Origin of the sequence: Iodidimonas gelatinilytica (assembly GCF_008579125.1) — a bacterium.
GTDB lineage: Bacteria > Pseudomonadota > Alphaproteobacteria > Sphingomonadales > Rhodothalassiaceae > Iodidimonas > Iodidimonas muriae.
In genome coordinates, this window is sequence record NZ_BKCL01000001.1 from 203,888 (window position 1) to 219,860 (window position 15,973).

Genomic DNA, 15,973 nt, shown 5'->3' on the forward strand with positions numbered 1-15,973 from the left:
AAACTGGACATGCCGTCCTCAAGATATGAGAAAACAGGCGTGGGAAAAAAGAAACCGGGCGAACAGACTCTCTTGATTCGCTGCCTGCTGGCGGTTCTGGCGCTTTTCCTTTTTCCGCCTGTGGGTGGACTTTTGGCCGCGCCGGATGTTACCGGCTTGCGCTTGGGAGAAAATGGCGACCGCACCCGCTTTGTGGTGGATGTGGATAGCGATATCCAGGCCGAGGTGTTTACTCTTTCCGATCCTTATCGCTGGTGATCGACCTTCCCGCCGTTGAATTTCATATTGATAGTCAGGGGATCGGGGAAGGCAAAGGGCTGGTAAAGCGTTATCGCTACGGCCTGTTTGACAATGACACCTCGCGACTTGTGCTGGATTTGCAAGCCCCGGGAAGCCTTGACCGGATGTTTACCCTGCCGCCGCAAGGGGGCAATGGGTATCGTCTGGTGTTTGATATTCGCCCCACCAGCCGTGCCGATTTTCTTGCCAATGTGCGCAAACCCGTTGCCGTTGCACATCGTGCGCCGACCCAAAGCGTGCTGGCACCGGGCCAATCGGTGCGCAGGTCTAAAGACAAGCGGGTTATCGTGATCGATGCGGGGCATGGGGGGAATGACCCCGGAGCTCCCGGTGCGGCGGGGCGGCCCGAAAAAGACATCACGCTGGCCGTGGCAATGGAAACCGCCCGCCAGATCAAGGCATCGGGGCGTTATCAGCCGGTCTTGACCCGGGATCGGGATATTTATCTGCGTTTACGGGACAGGGTCGAGGTTGCGCGGCGCAAGAAAGCCGATCTTTTCCTCTCGCTGCATGCGGATAGTCTGGATAATCGCAGTGTGCGAGGCGGCACGGTTTATACATTGTCTGAAACCGCTTCTGACCGGGAGGCGGCAGCTCTTGCCCGACGTGAAAACAAAGCGGATATTCTGGCCGGCATGGATCTGGCTGATGAAGCGCCGGAAGTTGCCAGTATCCTGATTGATTTGGCCCAGCGTGAGTCGATGAATTATTCCGCACGCTTTGCCAATTATCTGATCCCCGAATTGAAAAAACGCGTGCTTTTGCGCCGCAATTCGCACCGCTTTGCGGGCTTTGTGGTGCTCAAGGCGCCGGATGTCCCGTCGGTTCTTGTGGAAATGGGCTATATGTCCAATATACAGGATGCGCGTATGCTTGGCTCGAAAGAGGGACAGGCGCGGCTGGCCAGCGGCTTGTTATCCGGGATCGACCGGTATTTTGAATCGGTGGATCGCGAGCAATTCTGATAAACTGCCCAGAATGGCGGTCAAGGCAAAAAATCAATGTCTTTTATGGACATAGAGGAGCCATATTGCGTCTTTATTGTCGAACCGATTGTGGCGTTCAATGGAACTGTGGTCTGTGGACGGCATTTGGGGCGAAACGGACTGATATGGAATGACAGGCAAAGATGAGTCGTAAAAAACGGATTATTGTCTGGAGCTTGGCAGGCACAGGCGTGCTTTTTTCCTGGGTTTGCTGTTGGTGGGCGGGGCAATGCTTTTTGCCCTGATGACCTATGGCCGCGATTTGCCTGATTATACCCAATTGGCCGATTATGAACCGCCGGTGATGACACGGGTGCATGCAGGCGACGGGTCTTTGGTGACGGAATTTGCCACTGAAAAGCGCCTGTTCATCCCCATTGATGTGGTGCCCAAGCAAATTATCCATGCCTTTTTGTCGGCAGAAGATAAAAATTTCTATCACCATCCCGGTGTGGATTTTTTCGGCATTGCCCGGGCCATGGCCACCAATGTCCGCAATGTGCTTACCAGCCGCCGGCCTGTGGGGGCGTCTACCATCACCCAACAGGTGGCAAAAAATTTCCTGCTCACCAATGAAGTGTCCTACGAACGCAAAATCAAGGAAGCGATTTTGGCGTTCCGTATCGAGCGGGCATTTTCAAAAGACCGCATTCTGGAATTGTATCTCAACGAGATTCTGTTCGGATATGGGTCTTATGGTCTGGCGGCGGCCTCGCTCAATTATTTCGATAAGTCGGTGGATGAACTGACCTTGGCGGAAAGCGCCTATCTGGCGGCCCTTCCCAAGGCTCCGTATAATTACCATCCCATCCGCCGCAAAGGAGCGGCGATTGCCCGTCGCAATTGGGTTTTGTCCCAGATGGAAGAAAACGGCTATATTTCAAAAGAAGAAATGCGCGAAGCGCAGGCGGCTCCTTTGGATGTGCGGCCCCGCAGCGGTGAAGCCAGCTTCCGTGCCGATTATTTTGAAGAAGCCGTGCGCCGCCAGCTTGCGCAGGACTATGGCAGCAAAAAACTTTATGGCGGCGGCCTGTCTGTGCGCACCACTTTGGAACCGAAACTGCAGCTATTGCCGAAAAAGCCTTGCGTGATGGCTTGGTCGCCTATGACAGGCGGCATGGTTGGCGCGGCGCAATAACGAGTCGGTCCATTGAAGGCGATTGGGTGACACGGTTGTCCAATGTGCCAACGCCGCTTGGCATTGAAAGCTGGCAATTGGCTCTTGTGCATGATGTGCGGGCCGAAGGGGCCGTGGTAGGCTTGACCGATGGAAGCTATGGCTTTATTCCTTTTTCGGAAATGGCATGGGCGCGGCGTTGGTTGCCCGGTGAACGGGTAACGCATCCCCCTGAAGATCCCGATCAGGTGCTGAAAACCGGCGATGTGATTGCGGTGGAGCGTTTGGCCGATCAAAGCGAGCAGATGCGGCTGGATAGCTTTTTCACCGAGGATGGCCGCCCGGTGGGGTTGGTGGCCTCTTATGGTTTGCGTCAGGTGCCGAATATCGAGGGGGCGCTGGTGGCGCTGGACCCTCATACAGGGCGTGTTCTGGCGCTTGTTGGCGGTTTCGATTTTACCGCCAGCCAGTTCAACCGTGCAACGCAGGCCCATCGCCAGCCCGGCTCGGCGTTCAAGCCTTTGTCTATGCAGCAGCCTTGGAGCAGGGCTTTACACCGTCTTCTCTGGTGCTGGATGCGCCTTTTGTAATCGATCAGGGAGACGGGCAGGGCAAGTGGAAACCGCGCAATTCATCGAACCGTTTTTATGGCCCGTCCACCTTGCGTTTGGGGCTGGAGAAAAGCCGCAATCTGATGACTGTGCGGGTGGCACAATATATCGGCATGGGCCGGGTGATGGATATGGCGCGGCGCTTTGGCCTTGATGTTGGGATGGAGCCCAATCTGGCCCATGCACTGGGAGCCGGAGAGGTGACGCCGCTGGATCTGACCGCGGCCTATGCCATGCTGGTCAATGGCGGCAAGAAAATCGAGCCGACTTTGATCGACCGTATTCAGGACCGTTATGGCAAAACCATTATGCGCCATGATATGCGCCCGTGTACCGGCTGCGAGGCCGAGGCTTGGGAAGGCCAGGCACCGCCCGATCTGCCCGACAATCGTGAACAGATCATCGATCCGCGCATTGCCTATCAGGTAACGCACATGCTGGAAGGTGTTGTGGAGCGTGGAACCGGTCGCCGTATTCGGTCGCTTGGTATTCCCCTTGCAGGCAAGACCGGCACCACCAACGAATCGTTCGATACATGGTTCGTGGGATTTGCGCCGGATTTGGCCGTGGGGGTGTTTGTGGGCTTTGACCGTCCACGCTCTTTGGGGCCGGGAGAAGAGGGCTCTAGCGCTGCTGCGCCCATTTTCAAGGATTTCATGGCCGGAGCCTTTGAAGGAAAAACCGGTATTCCTTTCCGTATTCCCGAAGGGGTCCGGTTGGTGCGGGTTGATGCGCAAACCGGCGTTCCAGCCCGCCCCGGGGACAATAATGTCATATTGGAAGCCTTTATCCCGGGCACCGAACCCGTCCCCGGGCAAGTCGCCGTGCTTGACGGACCGGGTTCTCTGGCGTTAGACGGCAGGCTGAGAAAAGGCACGGGCGGATTATATTGATCTGGATGTGCCTGTTTCCGTGATGAAGATATGAGGACTTTATGCGCGCAGAAGCCCAAACATTGGTCGATAAAATCAAGCAGTCGCTCGCACTGCTGAGGAGGCATCTTTGACTGGGATGCTGCCCTGGACCGACTTGAAGAATTGAACGCCGAAGTAGAAAATCCCGAGCTTTGGAACGATCCGTCACGCGCCCAGACATTGATGCGCGAACGCACGCGTTTGGAAGATTCCATTTCTGCATGCAAAGACATTCAGCGCGAGATGGATGACACCATTGAGATGATCGAACTCGCCGAAATAGAAGGTGACGAGGATCTGGAAGCGCAAAGCATTTCCGTGCTGGAGGATTTGGCGGTTCTTGCCGGAAAGAAAGAAATCGAAAGCCTGCTTTCGGGCGAGGCCGATGGGTCCGATTGCTATATCGAAGTGCATTCCGGCGCTGGTGGCACCGAAAGTCAGGATTGGGCCGAAATGCTGTTGCGCATGTATATGCGCTGGGCGGAAAAACGCGGCTTTAAAGGCGAGATTATCCAATATTCCGCAGGCGAAGAAGCCGGGATCAAATCGGCCACCCTCTTGGTGAAGGGGGAAAATGCCTATGGCTGGGCGAAAACCGAATCCGGCGTGCACCGTTTGGTGCGGATCTCGCCTTATGACAGCTCGGCCCGCCGCCATACCAGCTTTGCCTCTGTCTGGGTTTATCCGGTGGTGGATGATAATATCGAGGTGGATATCATCGACAAAGACCTGAAGGTGGATACATATCGCTCTTCGGGGGCTGGTGGCCAGCATGTGAACACCACCGATAGTGCGGTGCGCATCACCCATATCCCAAGCGGGATCGTGGTGGCCTGCCAAAGCGAACGCTCGCAGCATAAAAACCGCGCCAGCGCCATGTCGATGTTGAAAGCCCGTCTTTATGAACGGGAATTGCAACGCCGCGAGGACGAAGCCGCCGCCACCAATGCCACCAAATCGGATATCGGATGGGGGCATCAATTGCGGTCTTATGTGTTGCAGCCCTATCAAATGGTGAAGGATTTGCGCACCGGCGTGGAAACCAGCCAGCCCGATAAAGTGCTGGACGGCGATATTGATGCCTTCCTTGCTGCTGCCCTTGCGGCCCGTATCCACGGGAGTGATGCGGCGGTAGAGGATGTGGATTAGGCTGGTGAATGCTTGGTCAAGCCCGGGGGTGACGGATAAGGGGCAGGGCTTTTATCCCTCTCGTTATTCCCGGACTTATACACCCCGTCGTCATTCCCGGACTTGATCCGGGAATCCGGTTTTCTAATTGGGTCGCCCTTAATCGCTGATGGTGACAAGCACCGCACCATCCGACACTTGGTCGCCTGTTTTCGCTGACAGATTAGAGACCGTTCCATCGCGTGGCGCGGTAAGGGTGTGTTCCATCTTCATGGCTTCCAGCACCAGCAAGGCTTGCCCCTTTTCCACAGTATCCCCATCGGACACCAGAATATCGAGAACTTTCCCCGGCATGGGGGCCGTGATGGCACCCGGCCCATCGGCATCTTCTTCCGGATCGAATTTGGCGGACAGGCGTTTCAGGCTTTCCGTATTGCCTGCGAAAATTACCTGCACCTGTTCGGGATTTACCAAAATGGTGGCGCGATAGATCTGCCCGGAAATCTCGGTTTCAATCTTGCCTTCTTCCATATGGGCACGGATTTGCGCATCATAGCGTTGACCGTCGATCTCTAGCCGATAGCCTTGATCCGTGATGGTGATCTTGACAGACCGGGATGCGCCCGTTCCGTCTATATAGTCTTGGCATTCGCATGAGGCCAGATTGGCTTGCCAGCCGCTGGGATCATGCCAGGGCGAGAAAGGATCATTGGATCGGGCCGCTTCATCGAAAGCGCGATCTTCACGGGCGGCCAGAATGCCAAGGGTGGCAAGGGCAAGGCAAATGTCGCTGGCGGGTGCCGCTTCGGGCAATAGCGCATCGGCATGACGCGGGATAAAGCCGGTGTCCACATTGCCGGACGCAAATTCGGGATGGGCGATCACTTGCTTCAGGAACGGCAGATTGGTGGCAAGCCCCGCGATTTCCGTTTCCGAAAGTGCTTGGGCCATATGGTGAAGCGCGGCTTCACGGTCTTCGCCCCAAGTGATGATCTTGGCAATCATCGGGTCATAATGCACGCTGATGGAATCATGTTCGCGCACGCCGGTATCTACACGGGTGAAATCTTCATCCATGGGCGGACGATAACGGTTTAATGTGCCGGTGGCGGGCAAAAAGTCACGGCTGGGGTCTTCGGCATAAAGCCGCACCTCTATGGCATGGCCGTCAATGGCCAGATCGCCCTGATCCAGCGGCAAAGGCTCTCCTGCGGCCACGCGGATCTGCCATTCCACCAGATCTTCGCCCGAGATCATTTCGGTGACGGGATGCTCCACCTGCAGCCGCGTATTCATTTCCATGAAATAGAAGGGGGCACCGTCCAGGCCGTGTTCCACATCAACAATGAATTCCACCGTTCCTGCACCGTGATAGCCGATGGTCTGGGCTGCGGCCACGGCTGCTTCGCCCATTTTGCGGCGCAATGCGGGCGACATGCCCGGTGCCGGAGCTTCTTCCACCACCTTTTGGTGACGGCGCTGAAGGGAGCAATCGCGCTCGAACAGATACACTCCATGGCCGCGCCCGTCGGCAAAGACCTGCACTTCTATATGGCGTGGTTTCTGGATATATTTTTCGATCAGCACATGATCATTGCCAAAGGCCCCGGCAGCTTCGCGCTTGGCCCCTTTCAGGCTGGCGGCAAAATCCTTTTCATTGTCAACCCGGCGCATGCCTTTACCGCCACCGCCGGCCACCGCTTTGATCAGCACCGGATAGCCGATTTCCCGGGCTTGCGCGCTCAGATGGGCTTCGCTTTGATCTGCCCCTAAATAACCGGGGACCACCGGCACACCGGCCAGCGACATCAGCCGTTTGGCTTCGTCTTTGAGGCCCATTTTACGGATGCTATCGGCGGTGGGGCCGATAAAGACAATCCCGGCATCTTCGCAAGCCTGCGCAAAATCGGCATTTTCCGATAGGAATCCATAGCCGGGATGGATGGCATCCACATGCAAGCGCTTGGCTATATCCAGAATTTTATCGGCGCATAGATAGCTTTGTGCGGCGGGGGCAGGCCCGATATGTACCGCTTCATCGGCCAGTTCCACATGCAGCGCATGCGCATCGGCATCAGAGTAAACGGCCACCGTTCCAATACCCATGGCGCGGGCTGTCCGGATAACGCGACAAGCGATTTCGCCGCGATTGGCAATAAGGATCTTGTTGAACAAACGGGTCATATCAGGTCATTGCCCTTCTTTTGTCCATGACGGTTTGCGCTTTTCAAAAAACGCCGCCATGCCTTCTCGCGCTTCTCTGGATGTGCGTCGTGCGGCAATCCGTGCCGCCGTTTCATCGCGCAAGGCGGTGTCGATGGTCCGGTTTTTAACGGTAAAGATCAGATCCTTGGCGGCGCTTTGCGCCTTGGGTGCGCCTGCCAAAAGCTGATCGACAACGCGGTCGGCTGCCCCATTCAGATCGTTTTCCGAGCCGACGGTTTCATGCACAAGCCCGATTTCCCGGGCAACCTCGGCACCAAATCGTTCGGCGGTCAGAAAATAACGCCGGGCGGCACTTTCGCCAATTTTGGCCAGCACATAAGCTGATGGTGGCCGGTGTCAGCCCCAGACGGACTTCGGAAAACCCAAAGCGGGCATCGCGCACGGCCAGCACAATATCGGCACAGGCCACAAGACCGGCTCCTCCGCCCAAGGCTGCCCCCTGGACAAGGGCAATAACGGGTTTCGGGCAGGTATTTACATGGTGCAGCATTTCCGAAAGCCTTTGGGCATCCGCATGGTTTTGCGCTTCGGAATAGCTGGCGGCGGTTTTCATCCAATCCAGATCCGCCCCGGCGCAAAAGCTTTTGCCTTCCCCGCGCAACATCACCATATGCACATCATCATCATCGCTGACGTCCTTGAAGGCATGGGTCAGTTCGCGGATCAGTGCGTCATTGAAGGCATTATGAACCTGTGCTCGGTTCATACGGATCATGGCAACACCGCGATCATCTTTTTCGATCAAAATATTGGCGGACATGGCGCGGTCCTTTCAGTTGTGGGTGCTTTTTCGTCATTAGCCCTGTGGGCCATGTCCTACATACGAAAAATGCCGAAACGGGTTTTTTCAATGGGGGCGTTCAGGGCCGCTGACAAGCCAAGGCCCAGCACGGTACGGGTATCGGCGGGATCAATGACCCCATCGTCCCACAATCTGGCTGAAGCATAAGTGGGATGGCCTTGCGCTTCATAGGTATCGCGGATGGGCGCTTTAAAGGCCTCTTCGGCGCTTTGGCTCCAGTCTTCGCCACGAGCGGCCATGGAATCGCGCTTCACGGTGGCGAGAACATTGGCGGCCTGTTCGCCGCCCATCACGGAAATGCGGGCATTGGGCCACATCCACATAAAGCGCGGGCTATAGGCACGTCCGCACATGCCGTAATTCCCCGCGCCATAAGAGCCGCCGATAAGCACGGTGAATTTCGGCACCTTGGCGCAGGCCACCGCCGTTACCATTTTGGCGCCATCCTTGGCGATGCCGCCGGTTTCATATTTGCGGCCCACCATGAAGCCGGTGATGTTTTGCAAGAACACCAAAGGGATGCCGCGCTGGCAGCACAGTTCGATGAAATGCGCACCCTTCAAGGCGGATTCCGAAAACAAAACACCATTATTCGCAATAATTCCAACGGGATAGCCGTGAATATGTGCAAAGCCGGTGACCAATGTGGTGCCGTAGAGCTTTTTGAATTCGTCGAACTCCGAGCCATCCACAAGGCGGGCGATCACTTCGCGCACATCATAGGGTTGGCGGGTATCTTTGGGAATGATGCCGTAAATCTCACGGGGGTCGTAAAGGGGCGGGCGGGACTCGCGGATATCCAGATCGGGGGTTTTGCGCCGGTTTAGATTGGCAACGATTCGCCGTGCCTGCATCAAGGCCTGGCTGTCATTGGCGGCCAGATGGTCGCTGACACCGGAAACGCGGGCATGCACATCGCCGCCGCCCAGATCTTCCGCCGAAACCTCTTCGCCTGTTGCCGCTTTCACCAAAGGCGGGCCGCCCAGAAAGATGGTCCCCTGATTTTGGACGATGATGGATTCATCAGCCATAGCAGGGACATAGGCCCCGCCTGCGGTACAACTGCCCATAACCACGGCAATCTGCGGAATACCCATGGCAGACAAATTGGCTTGATTATAGAAAATCCGGCCAAAATGATCGCGGTCGGGGAACACGTCGTCCTGATTGGGCAGATTGGCCCCGCCGGAATCCACCAGATAAATGCAGGGCAGGTTGTTTTCGCGGGCAATATCCTGGGCCCGCAGATGCTTTTTCACGGTAATAGGGAAATATGTCCCGCCCTTTACCGTGGCATCATTGCATACGATCAAACATTCCACGCCGGAGACTCGCCCGATGCCGGTGATGATACCGCCCGCCGGAATATCGGCGTCATACATGCCATATGCTGCAAGCTGCGACAGTTCCAGAAAGGGTGATCCGGGATCGAGCAAAGTGGCAATGCGATCACGGGGCAGCAATTTACCGCGTGCCAGATGCTTGTCGCGGGCGCGTTCGGGGCCGCCTTTGGCAATCTTTTCACAAAGCTTGGACAGATCATCCACAAGGCCGCGCATATGGTCGGCATTGGCCTCAAACGCGTCCGTGCCGGGCTGAATGGATGTTTTGAGACGGGTCATAAATCACTCTTTGCCTGATCGAAAATGCGGTCTTGTCGCGTGAACCTTGGCTTATAGCTATCCAAGACGGGCTCCATTGGGGACCGGTTTATCGGGAACCGCAAGCACCACGGAGCCATCTTCGGCATAAATTCCGGTCACAAGACATTCCGACATGAACGGTCCAATCTGTTTTGGCGGAAAATTTACCACACCAAGAACCTGCCGCCCCACCAGATCCTGCGGCTGATAATGATCGGTGATTTGTGCGCTTGTTTTACGCATTCCGATCTCCGGACCGAAATCCACCACCAGTTTATAGGCGGGTTTGCGGGCCTGCGGGAATGGCTCGGCACTGACCACTGTTCCGGCACGCAGATCAACCCGCATGAAATCATCCCAACTGAGATCTTTGGTGGTCATAGGGTGCCTTTCTCAATATGGCGGCTGTCTGGCTTAATGAATCGATTGATTGGCCGGGCGAGAGCCTTTGTTCTGCGGTGCTCCCAAATGGGCATAGGACAGGATTTTATAAGCCAGTTTGGCGGCCAGAAAATCACATCCATGCAGGCCGGGGCGGGGCGATAGTTCATTGATATCCGCCCCGATAATATCGCCGACTTCGGCGGCTTTGCGGATGATGGCCATCACATCGTCCCAGAACAATCCGCCCGGTTCCGGCGTGCCGGTGGCGGGCATCACCGATCCATCAAAGCCATCCAGATCAAAGGTTAGATAAATTGGGCGATCACGCAAGGGTTCGACAATCTTATCCAATGTCCATAAGGCTTTGTCTTTTGCCCAGTGCATGTGGATGCGGTGGCGGTTTTCTTCCAGAAACGGGATTTCACTTTGGGAGATATTGCGAATACCCACCGACACCACTTCTGCCGACGGATCATCCAGCACCCGGCGGATGGCCGAAGCATGGCTGAAGCGTTCGCCTTCATACCCATCGCGCAGATCCGCATGGGCATCGAAATGCAGGATCACCAGATCCGGCACCGTTTCCAGAAACGGGCGGATGGCACCGGGGGTGATGGAATGTTCCCCGCCAAACACCATGGGGAAACGGTCTTGCGCCAGAATTTCTCCGGTAATGGCAGCCAACTGATCCAGAGCCTTTTCCACCGGTTTTTCGATCACCGGCGGCTCCAATGTGGCCACGCCATAATGGTGCACCGGCTCCATCCAGAATTCTTCATCAAAGAGCTCGACCTCGTGGCTGGCGTCCAGCATGGCCTGTGGTCCCTTTGCGGTTCCGCCTTCGTAGGAAACCGTAGCCTCAAGCCCGAAGGGACGATGACCGCACGAGCATTTTCAAGCGCTATGCCGTCTTCATCGTCAAGGCCTAAAAAGCCGTCTTCGGAAGGAAGGTAACGAAGGTCTGTCATCACAAGAATCCTTTGGAAAAGAAAGCCATGCAGCGGCATTCTGCATGGCTATCTACAACAGTCGATCAAATAGGCAAGAGGCCGTGCCCTCCGTATTGCGCCTTATTCGGCTGCTGAACGCAAGGCCCGACGTTTATCGTCGATGCGTTTTTCAGCCAGTTCATTGGCGATTTTTCCAGTGGGCTGTTTTTGCTTGTCGCTGGCTTCAAAAACTTCGGTCAGCGTCTCTGCGATATGAGCAACTTTGCGGGCCCGCGCCGCATCGTCGAGATGCTCTTTATGCACCTCTGATTCCACCGAAATGATCCCGCCGGCATTGATGATATAATCGGGGGCATAAAGAATGCCGCGCTTCATCAATTCCCGATCATCGGCAACTTCATCATCCAGCACATTATTGGCGGCCCCTGCGATGATTTTGGCTTTGATCTGCGGGATGGTTTTGGCGTTCAACACACCACCCAGCGCACAAGGGGCAAATACGTCGGCATCCACGGCGTGGATCTTGTCGCCTGCAACCACTTCGGCTTCACCGGACGCCAGAACACGCTCGATATTTTCCTGCACGATATCGGTGATGATGATTTTGGCCCCGGCGGCGCGCAGATGGTTGGCCACATCGCGGCCCACATTGCCGACGCCCTGAATGGCCACGGTAAGGCCGTCAAGATCCGTGCGGCCCAGCTTGTGGCGAACAGCGGCCTGAATTCCCGTGAACACCCCTTTGGCAGTATGGGGAGAGGGATCGCCCGTGGCGAATTCCCCGCTTTCAAGGCCAACCACATAATCGGTGGTGCCATGGATGGTTTCCATGTCCTGCGGCTTCGTTCCCACATCTTCGGCGGTGTAATAAGACCCGCCCAAACGTTGGATATAGTTTCCGAAGGATTGCAGAAGCTCAGGGGTCTTGATGGTTTTCGGATCACCGATGATTACAGATTTCCCGCCGCCCAAACGCAAGCCGGCCATGGCGTTTTTATAGCTCATGCCCCGCGACAGGCGCAGCACATCGAAAATGGCATCTTCTTCCGCGCGGACATCCGCCACATCCAAAGAGGCATTGCGGTGCGCTGCTGCATAATCCCAAAAGCGGCAGCCGCCAACGGCCGGGCCAAGCACGGTAGAATGAACGGCAATGATCGCCCGTAACCCGGTGAGCGGATCACTGCAGAACACGACCTGCTCGTGTTTATTGAAGGCGCGTGTCGAAAATACAGGCATGGAGCTCCCTTTCCATAATGTGCGCAGCCATATGCTTTCATGCTGCGTCTGAATGTCGTTCATTGGCCTTGGATCAATTATCTTGTCCGAAATTATTGCGCAGCCATGATCCGTGCGTTTTCCGCCCCGGGAGAGCGGAAGGCATCGAGAAGTTCGGCTTTTTTCTTTTCCGCGATTGCCACGCTGTCTGCCTTCACCGGTCCATAACCGCGAATTTGGTCGGGAACGGAGGCAAGGGCCACAGCCACATCCAGCGTGTCATTATCCATACGCGCCAGAACATCTTGCATCATGCTTCATAGTCTTTGATCAGGCGCCGTTCCATTTTGCGTTCATCGGCATAGCCAAATGGATCAAAGGGCGTGCCGCGCAAGGCCTTGAATTTGGCCAGCAGCTTGAAGCCTTTGAACATCCACGGTCCGAATTCGCTTTTCTTCGGGCGCCCGGTCAAGGGATCGGGGCGCGAAAAGATGGGCGGCGACATATGGAATTTCAAGCGCACATCGCCTTCAAACTGGGCGCTGATCCGTTTTTCAAAATCGCCCGATGTATAAAGGCGGGCCACTTCATATTCATCCTTATAGGCCAGCAGCTTGAAGTAATTCCGCATAACAGCCTGCGTCAATGCCGTTGAGCCGGGGCGGGCTTTTTCTTCCGCTTTGCGTGCAAAAGCCACCAAGGCGCGATAGCGCTTGGCCAGGCGGCCATTCTGGTAGCCTTTCAAGAAATCTGCCCGGTAATTGATCGCATCATCCAGCGTTTCGGCCTTGAAGCGCGTGGCTCCGGTATCAACTGCGTCGATCACGGTTTTGATGGCGTCCAGATCATGGGCGGCTACACGGCCCCAATGGAAGGTGCGCAGATTGCTTTCGATGGCCACTTTATTGAGATGAATGGCTTGTGTGATGCTTTCCAAAGTGAGCGGGATCAGGCCTTTTTGCCACGCATAGCCGAGCATGAAAATATTGGTGGCAATGGAATCCCCCATCAAGCGGAGGCCAATTCGGTAGCGGGAAGGCTGTATCGGCCACCTTCCAGAGTACGGTCCTTGATGCTTTTTGAACCGCCAATTCCTTGAAATCCAGATCGCGGTTGCGCACGAAATCCGCAACCGGGGTCAGGGTGGTGTTGATCACCGCATGGCTGCGCTCTTCCGACAAGGTGGTTTGGGCATCCTTGCCTGCAGCCACCACGCTATCACAAGCCAGCAAAAGATTGGTGCCTCCTGTGATGATTTTGGCGCTGGCTTCGCGGTCAGCATCGGCGAACAGGCGGATATGCGATAGAACCGCCCCGCCTTTTTGCGCAAGACCGGCCATATCCAGAACCGAGCAGCCCTTGTTTTCCAGATGCGCGGCCATGCCCAGCAGTGCCCCGATGGTGAGAACACCGGTGCCGCCAATGCCGGTCACCAAAATGGAGTAGCTGTCGTCCAATGCGGGCAGGGTGGGAAGTGGCACATCGGGAAGATCGGTGCCGGAGCCGCCCGCTTTGGATTTTTTCAAAGCCCCGCCTTCAACGGTAACAAAAGACGGGCAAAAACCCTTCACACAGGAGAAATCCTTGTTGCAGGTGGATTGGTTGATCTGGCGTTTGCGGCCCAGTTCCGTTTCCAAAGGTTCTATCGAGACGCAATTGGATTGAACGGAGCAATCGCCACAGCCCTCACAGACCAGTTCATTGATGACCACGCGCTTATTGGGATCTTCCATCTTGCCACGTTTGCGGCGTCGGCGCTTTTCCGCGGCACAGGTTTGATCGTAAATGATGGCGGTCACACCGCTGACGTCGCGCAGTTCTGTCTGCAGGCGCATCATATGGCTGCGGTCGAACACATCAACACCCGCGGGCAGGCTGGCTTCTGTGTAAATTTCCGGGCGCTCCGACGCGATCACAACACGGCCCACACCTTCCGCCACCAATTGAGCGGCGATCTGCGGCACGCTCAGATGTCCTTCGGCTTCCTGACCGCCGGTCATGGCCACCGCATCATTATAAAGGATTTTATAAGTGATGTTCACCTTGGCGGCCACAGAGGCGCGAATGGCCAAGATCCCCGAATGGGAATAGGTGCCATCGCCCAGATTGGCAAAAATATGCTTTTCATTGGTGAATCGGTGGGTGCCGATCCACGGTGTTCCTTCGCCGCCCATCTGGGTGAAGGTTTCATTATGGCGATCCATATTGATGGCCATGATATGACAGCCAATGCCCGCCAGTGCCCGGCTGCCTTCGGGCAATCTGGTGGAACTGTTATGGGGACAGCCAGAGCAGAAGAAGGGCGTGCGCGCCGTTGTCGGCTCATAGCTTTCCGCCGCCGCTTTCCGCGCTTCAAACCAGGCAAGACGGTCGCGGATCAATGGTGTGTCGTGGAACCGTGCCAGACGGGCAGCAATGGCATGTGCCACCAGCGAAATATCCAGCTCGTTATCGGGAGGCAACAGCCACCGGCCTTCATCGTCGTATTTGCCAACAATTTTCGGACGGGCATTTTCCTTCCAGTTGTAAAGTTGCTGCATGAGTTGATACTCGATCATCTCACGCTTTTCTTCCACAACCAGAACTTCATCCAGCCCTTCGGCAAAGCGGCGCGCGCCTTGCGGCTCTAGCGGCCATACCATGCCCACCTTGTAAAGACGCAGGCCGATCTCGCGGGCCACGTCTTCGGTGATGCCCATTTCATGAAGGGCTTGGCGCACATCAAGATATGCCTTGCCCGAAGCAATGATGCCAAAGCGGGCATTGGGGCTGTCCCAGATCATCTTGTCAATACCATTGGCGCGCGCAAAAGAATGGGCGGCAAAGCCTTTATAGCGTTGCAAACGGGTGTCCTGACCGCGCCACGGATCGGGCCAGCGGATATGCAGGCCCCCTTGGGGCATCTCGAAATCCGTTGGCATGATGATCTTGCGGCGTTCACCATTCAAATCAATGGAGGCCGATGTTTCTGCCGTATCGGAGGTGGTTTTGAAGGCCACCCATGCGCCGGTGAAGCGCGACATGGCGATGCCCAAAAGGCCGAATTCCACAAATTCCCGCACCCCGGCAGGATAGAGAACCGGCATCATTGCCGACATGAAATTATGATCGGTCTGATGGGGCAGGGTGGAGGATTTGGCCGCATGATCGTCGCCCGCAATGGCCAAAACGCCGCCATGTTCCATGGTGCCTGCAGCATTGGCATGCTTGAACACATCCATGGAGCGGTCCACGCCGGGGCCTTTGCCGTACCAGATGCCGAAGACACCATCATGCTTGCCTTGGCCTGCCAGATTGGATTGCTGGCTGCCCCAAACAGAGGTGGCGGCAAGATCTTCGTTCAAGCCCGGCTCGAAATGCACATTCAAGGGATCAAGAAACCGCTTGGCGCGCATCAGTTCCAGATCATAGGTGCCAAGGGGTGATCCACGATAGCCTGAAATGAAGCCGCCGGTATCCAGCCCTGCTTCCATATCCCGCCAGCGCTGGACGATGGGCAGGCGGACCAATGCTTGAATGCCGGTCAAAAATGCCCGGCCGGATTTAAGCTGGTATTTGTCGTCAAGTGTGACGTTTTGCATATACATCGACGGGTTCCCGGGCCTGTGTGAGCCTTGTCTATTGCGCTTCGGGCAACAAATCCTGGAAGCCCGATCAAAGTGCATTATGCCATGTGGTGTTCGAAATGAGCTTT

General features: G+C 56.0%; 9 protein-coding genes and 3 pseudogenes. 4 read left to right on the forward strand and 8 right to left on the reverse strand.

Features of this window, described 5'->3' with window-relative positions:
* Positions 1 to 39: 39 nt before the first annotated feature.
* From JCM17844_RS00895 to prfB, 4 genes and pseudogenes are all read left to right on the forward strand, one after another.
* A complete protein-coding gene (locus JCM17844_RS00895) occupies positions 40 to 258 on the forward strand; it encodes a hypothetical protein (RefSeq protein WP_149999248.1) in 219 nt (72 codons plus the stop codon).
* Complete coding sequence (locus JCM17844_RS00900) at positions 255 to 1,265, forward strand: N-acetylmuramoyl-L-alanine amidase (protein WP_149999249.1); 1,011 nt, start codon at positions 255 to 257, stop codon at positions 1,263 to 1,265. Before JCM17844_RS00895 ends, JCM17844_RS00900 begins: the two co-directional genes overlap by 4 nt.
* 250 nt (positions 1,266 to 1,515) lie before the next feature.
* Positions 1,516 to 3,907, forward strand: a pseudogene (locus JCM17844_RS16985) (penicillin-binding protein 1A).
* A gap of 41 nt (positions 3,908 to 3,948) precedes the next feature.
* Positions 3,949 to 5,077, forward strand: a protein-coding gene (gene prfB / locus JCM17844_RS00910; protein WP_149999250.1) for a peptide chain release factor 2 whose coding sequence is annotated in 2 segments (ribosomal slippage) — positions 3,949 to 4,017 and positions 4,019 to 5,077 — 1,128 coding nt in all. Because the reading frame shifts where the segments join, the coding sequence is not laid out codon by codon here.
* Between the two features lie 138 nt (positions 5,078 to 5,215).
* On the opposite strand, the gene JCM17844_RS00915 is transcribed toward prfB, so the two are convergent.
* From JCM17844_RS00915 to JCM17844_RS00945, 8 genes and pseudogenes are all read right to left on the reverse strand, one after another.
* Entirely contained in the window at positions 5,216 to 7,240 is a 2,025-nt protein-coding gene (locus JCM17844_RS00915) for an acetyl-CoA carboxylase biotin carboxylase subunit (RefSeq protein WP_210431082.1), read from the reverse strand.
* 6 nt (positions 7,241 to 7,246) lie between these two features.
* Entirely contained in the window at positions 7,247 to 7,597 is a 351-nt protein-coding gene (locus tag JCM17844_RS16255; RefSeq protein WP_210431083.1) for an enoyl-CoA hydratase-related protein, read from the reverse strand.
* Complete coding sequence (locus JCM17844_RS16260) at positions 7,500 to 8,042, reverse strand: enoyl-CoA hydratase-related protein (protein WP_210431084.1); 543 nt, start codon at positions 8,040 to 8,042, stop codon at positions 7,500 to 7,502. Before JCM17844_RS16260 ends, JCM17844_RS16255 begins: the two co-directional genes overlap by 98 nt.
* Positions 8,043 to 8,098: 56 nt before the next feature.
* Positions 8,099 to 9,706 (reverse strand): carboxyl transferase domain-containing protein, encoded by a 1,608-nt coding sequence (locus tag JCM17844_RS00925; protein ID WP_149999251.1) that lies wholly within the window; start codon positions 9,704 to 9,706, stop codon positions 8,099 to 8,101.
* A 57-nt stretch (positions 9,707 to 9,763) separates the two neighbouring features.
* On the reverse strand, positions 9,764 to 10,108 hold the full coding sequence (locus JCM17844_RS00930) for a tRNA-binding protein (protein ID WP_149999252.1): 345 nt from the start codon (positions 10,106 to 10,108) through the stop codon (positions 9,764 to 9,766).
* A gap of 33 nt (positions 10,109 to 10,141) precedes the next feature.
* Positions 10,142 to 11,079 (reverse strand): annotated as a pseudogene (speB, locus tag JCM17844_RS00935) (agmatinase).
* Positions 11,080 to 11,181: 102 nt separating this feature from the next.
* Positions 11,182 to 12,300 carry a Glu/Leu/Phe/Val family dehydrogenase gene (locus JCM17844_RS00940; RefSeq protein ID WP_149999253.1) on the reverse strand — a complete coding sequence of 373 codons (1,119 nt, stop codon included), beginning with the start codon at positions 12,298 to 12,300 and terminating at the stop codon, positions 11,182 to 11,184.
* Between the two features lie 92 nt (positions 12,301 to 12,392).
* A pseudogene (locus JCM17844_RS00945) lies at positions 12,393 to 15,866 on the reverse strand (indolepyruvate ferredoxin oxidoreductase family protein).
* Between the last annotated feature and the right edge of the window lie 107 nt (positions 15,867 to 15,973).

Bases quoted from the DNA above. Each gene is read 5' to 3' on its own strand.
- JCM17844_RS00915 (WP_210431082.1), bottom strand. From the start codon at position 7,240: ATGACCCGTTTGTTCAACAAGATCCTTATTGCCAATCGCGGCGAAATC.
- JCM17844_RS16260 (WP_210431084.1), bottom strand. From the start codon at position 8,042: ATGTCCGCCAATATTTTGATCGAAAAAGATGATCGCGGTGTTGCCATG.
- JCM17844_RS00925 (WP_149999251.1), bottom strand. From the start codon at position 9,706: ATGACCCGTCTCAAAACATCCATTCAGCCCGGCACGGACGCGTTTGAG.
- JCM17844_RS00930 (WP_149999252.1), bottom strand. From the start codon at position 10,108: ATGACCACCAAAGATCTCAGTTGGGATGATTTCATGCGGGTTGATCTG.
- JCM17844_RS00940 (WP_149999253.1), bottom strand. From the start codon at position 12,300: ATGCCTGTATTTTCGACACGCGCCTTCAATAAACACGAGCAGGTCGTG.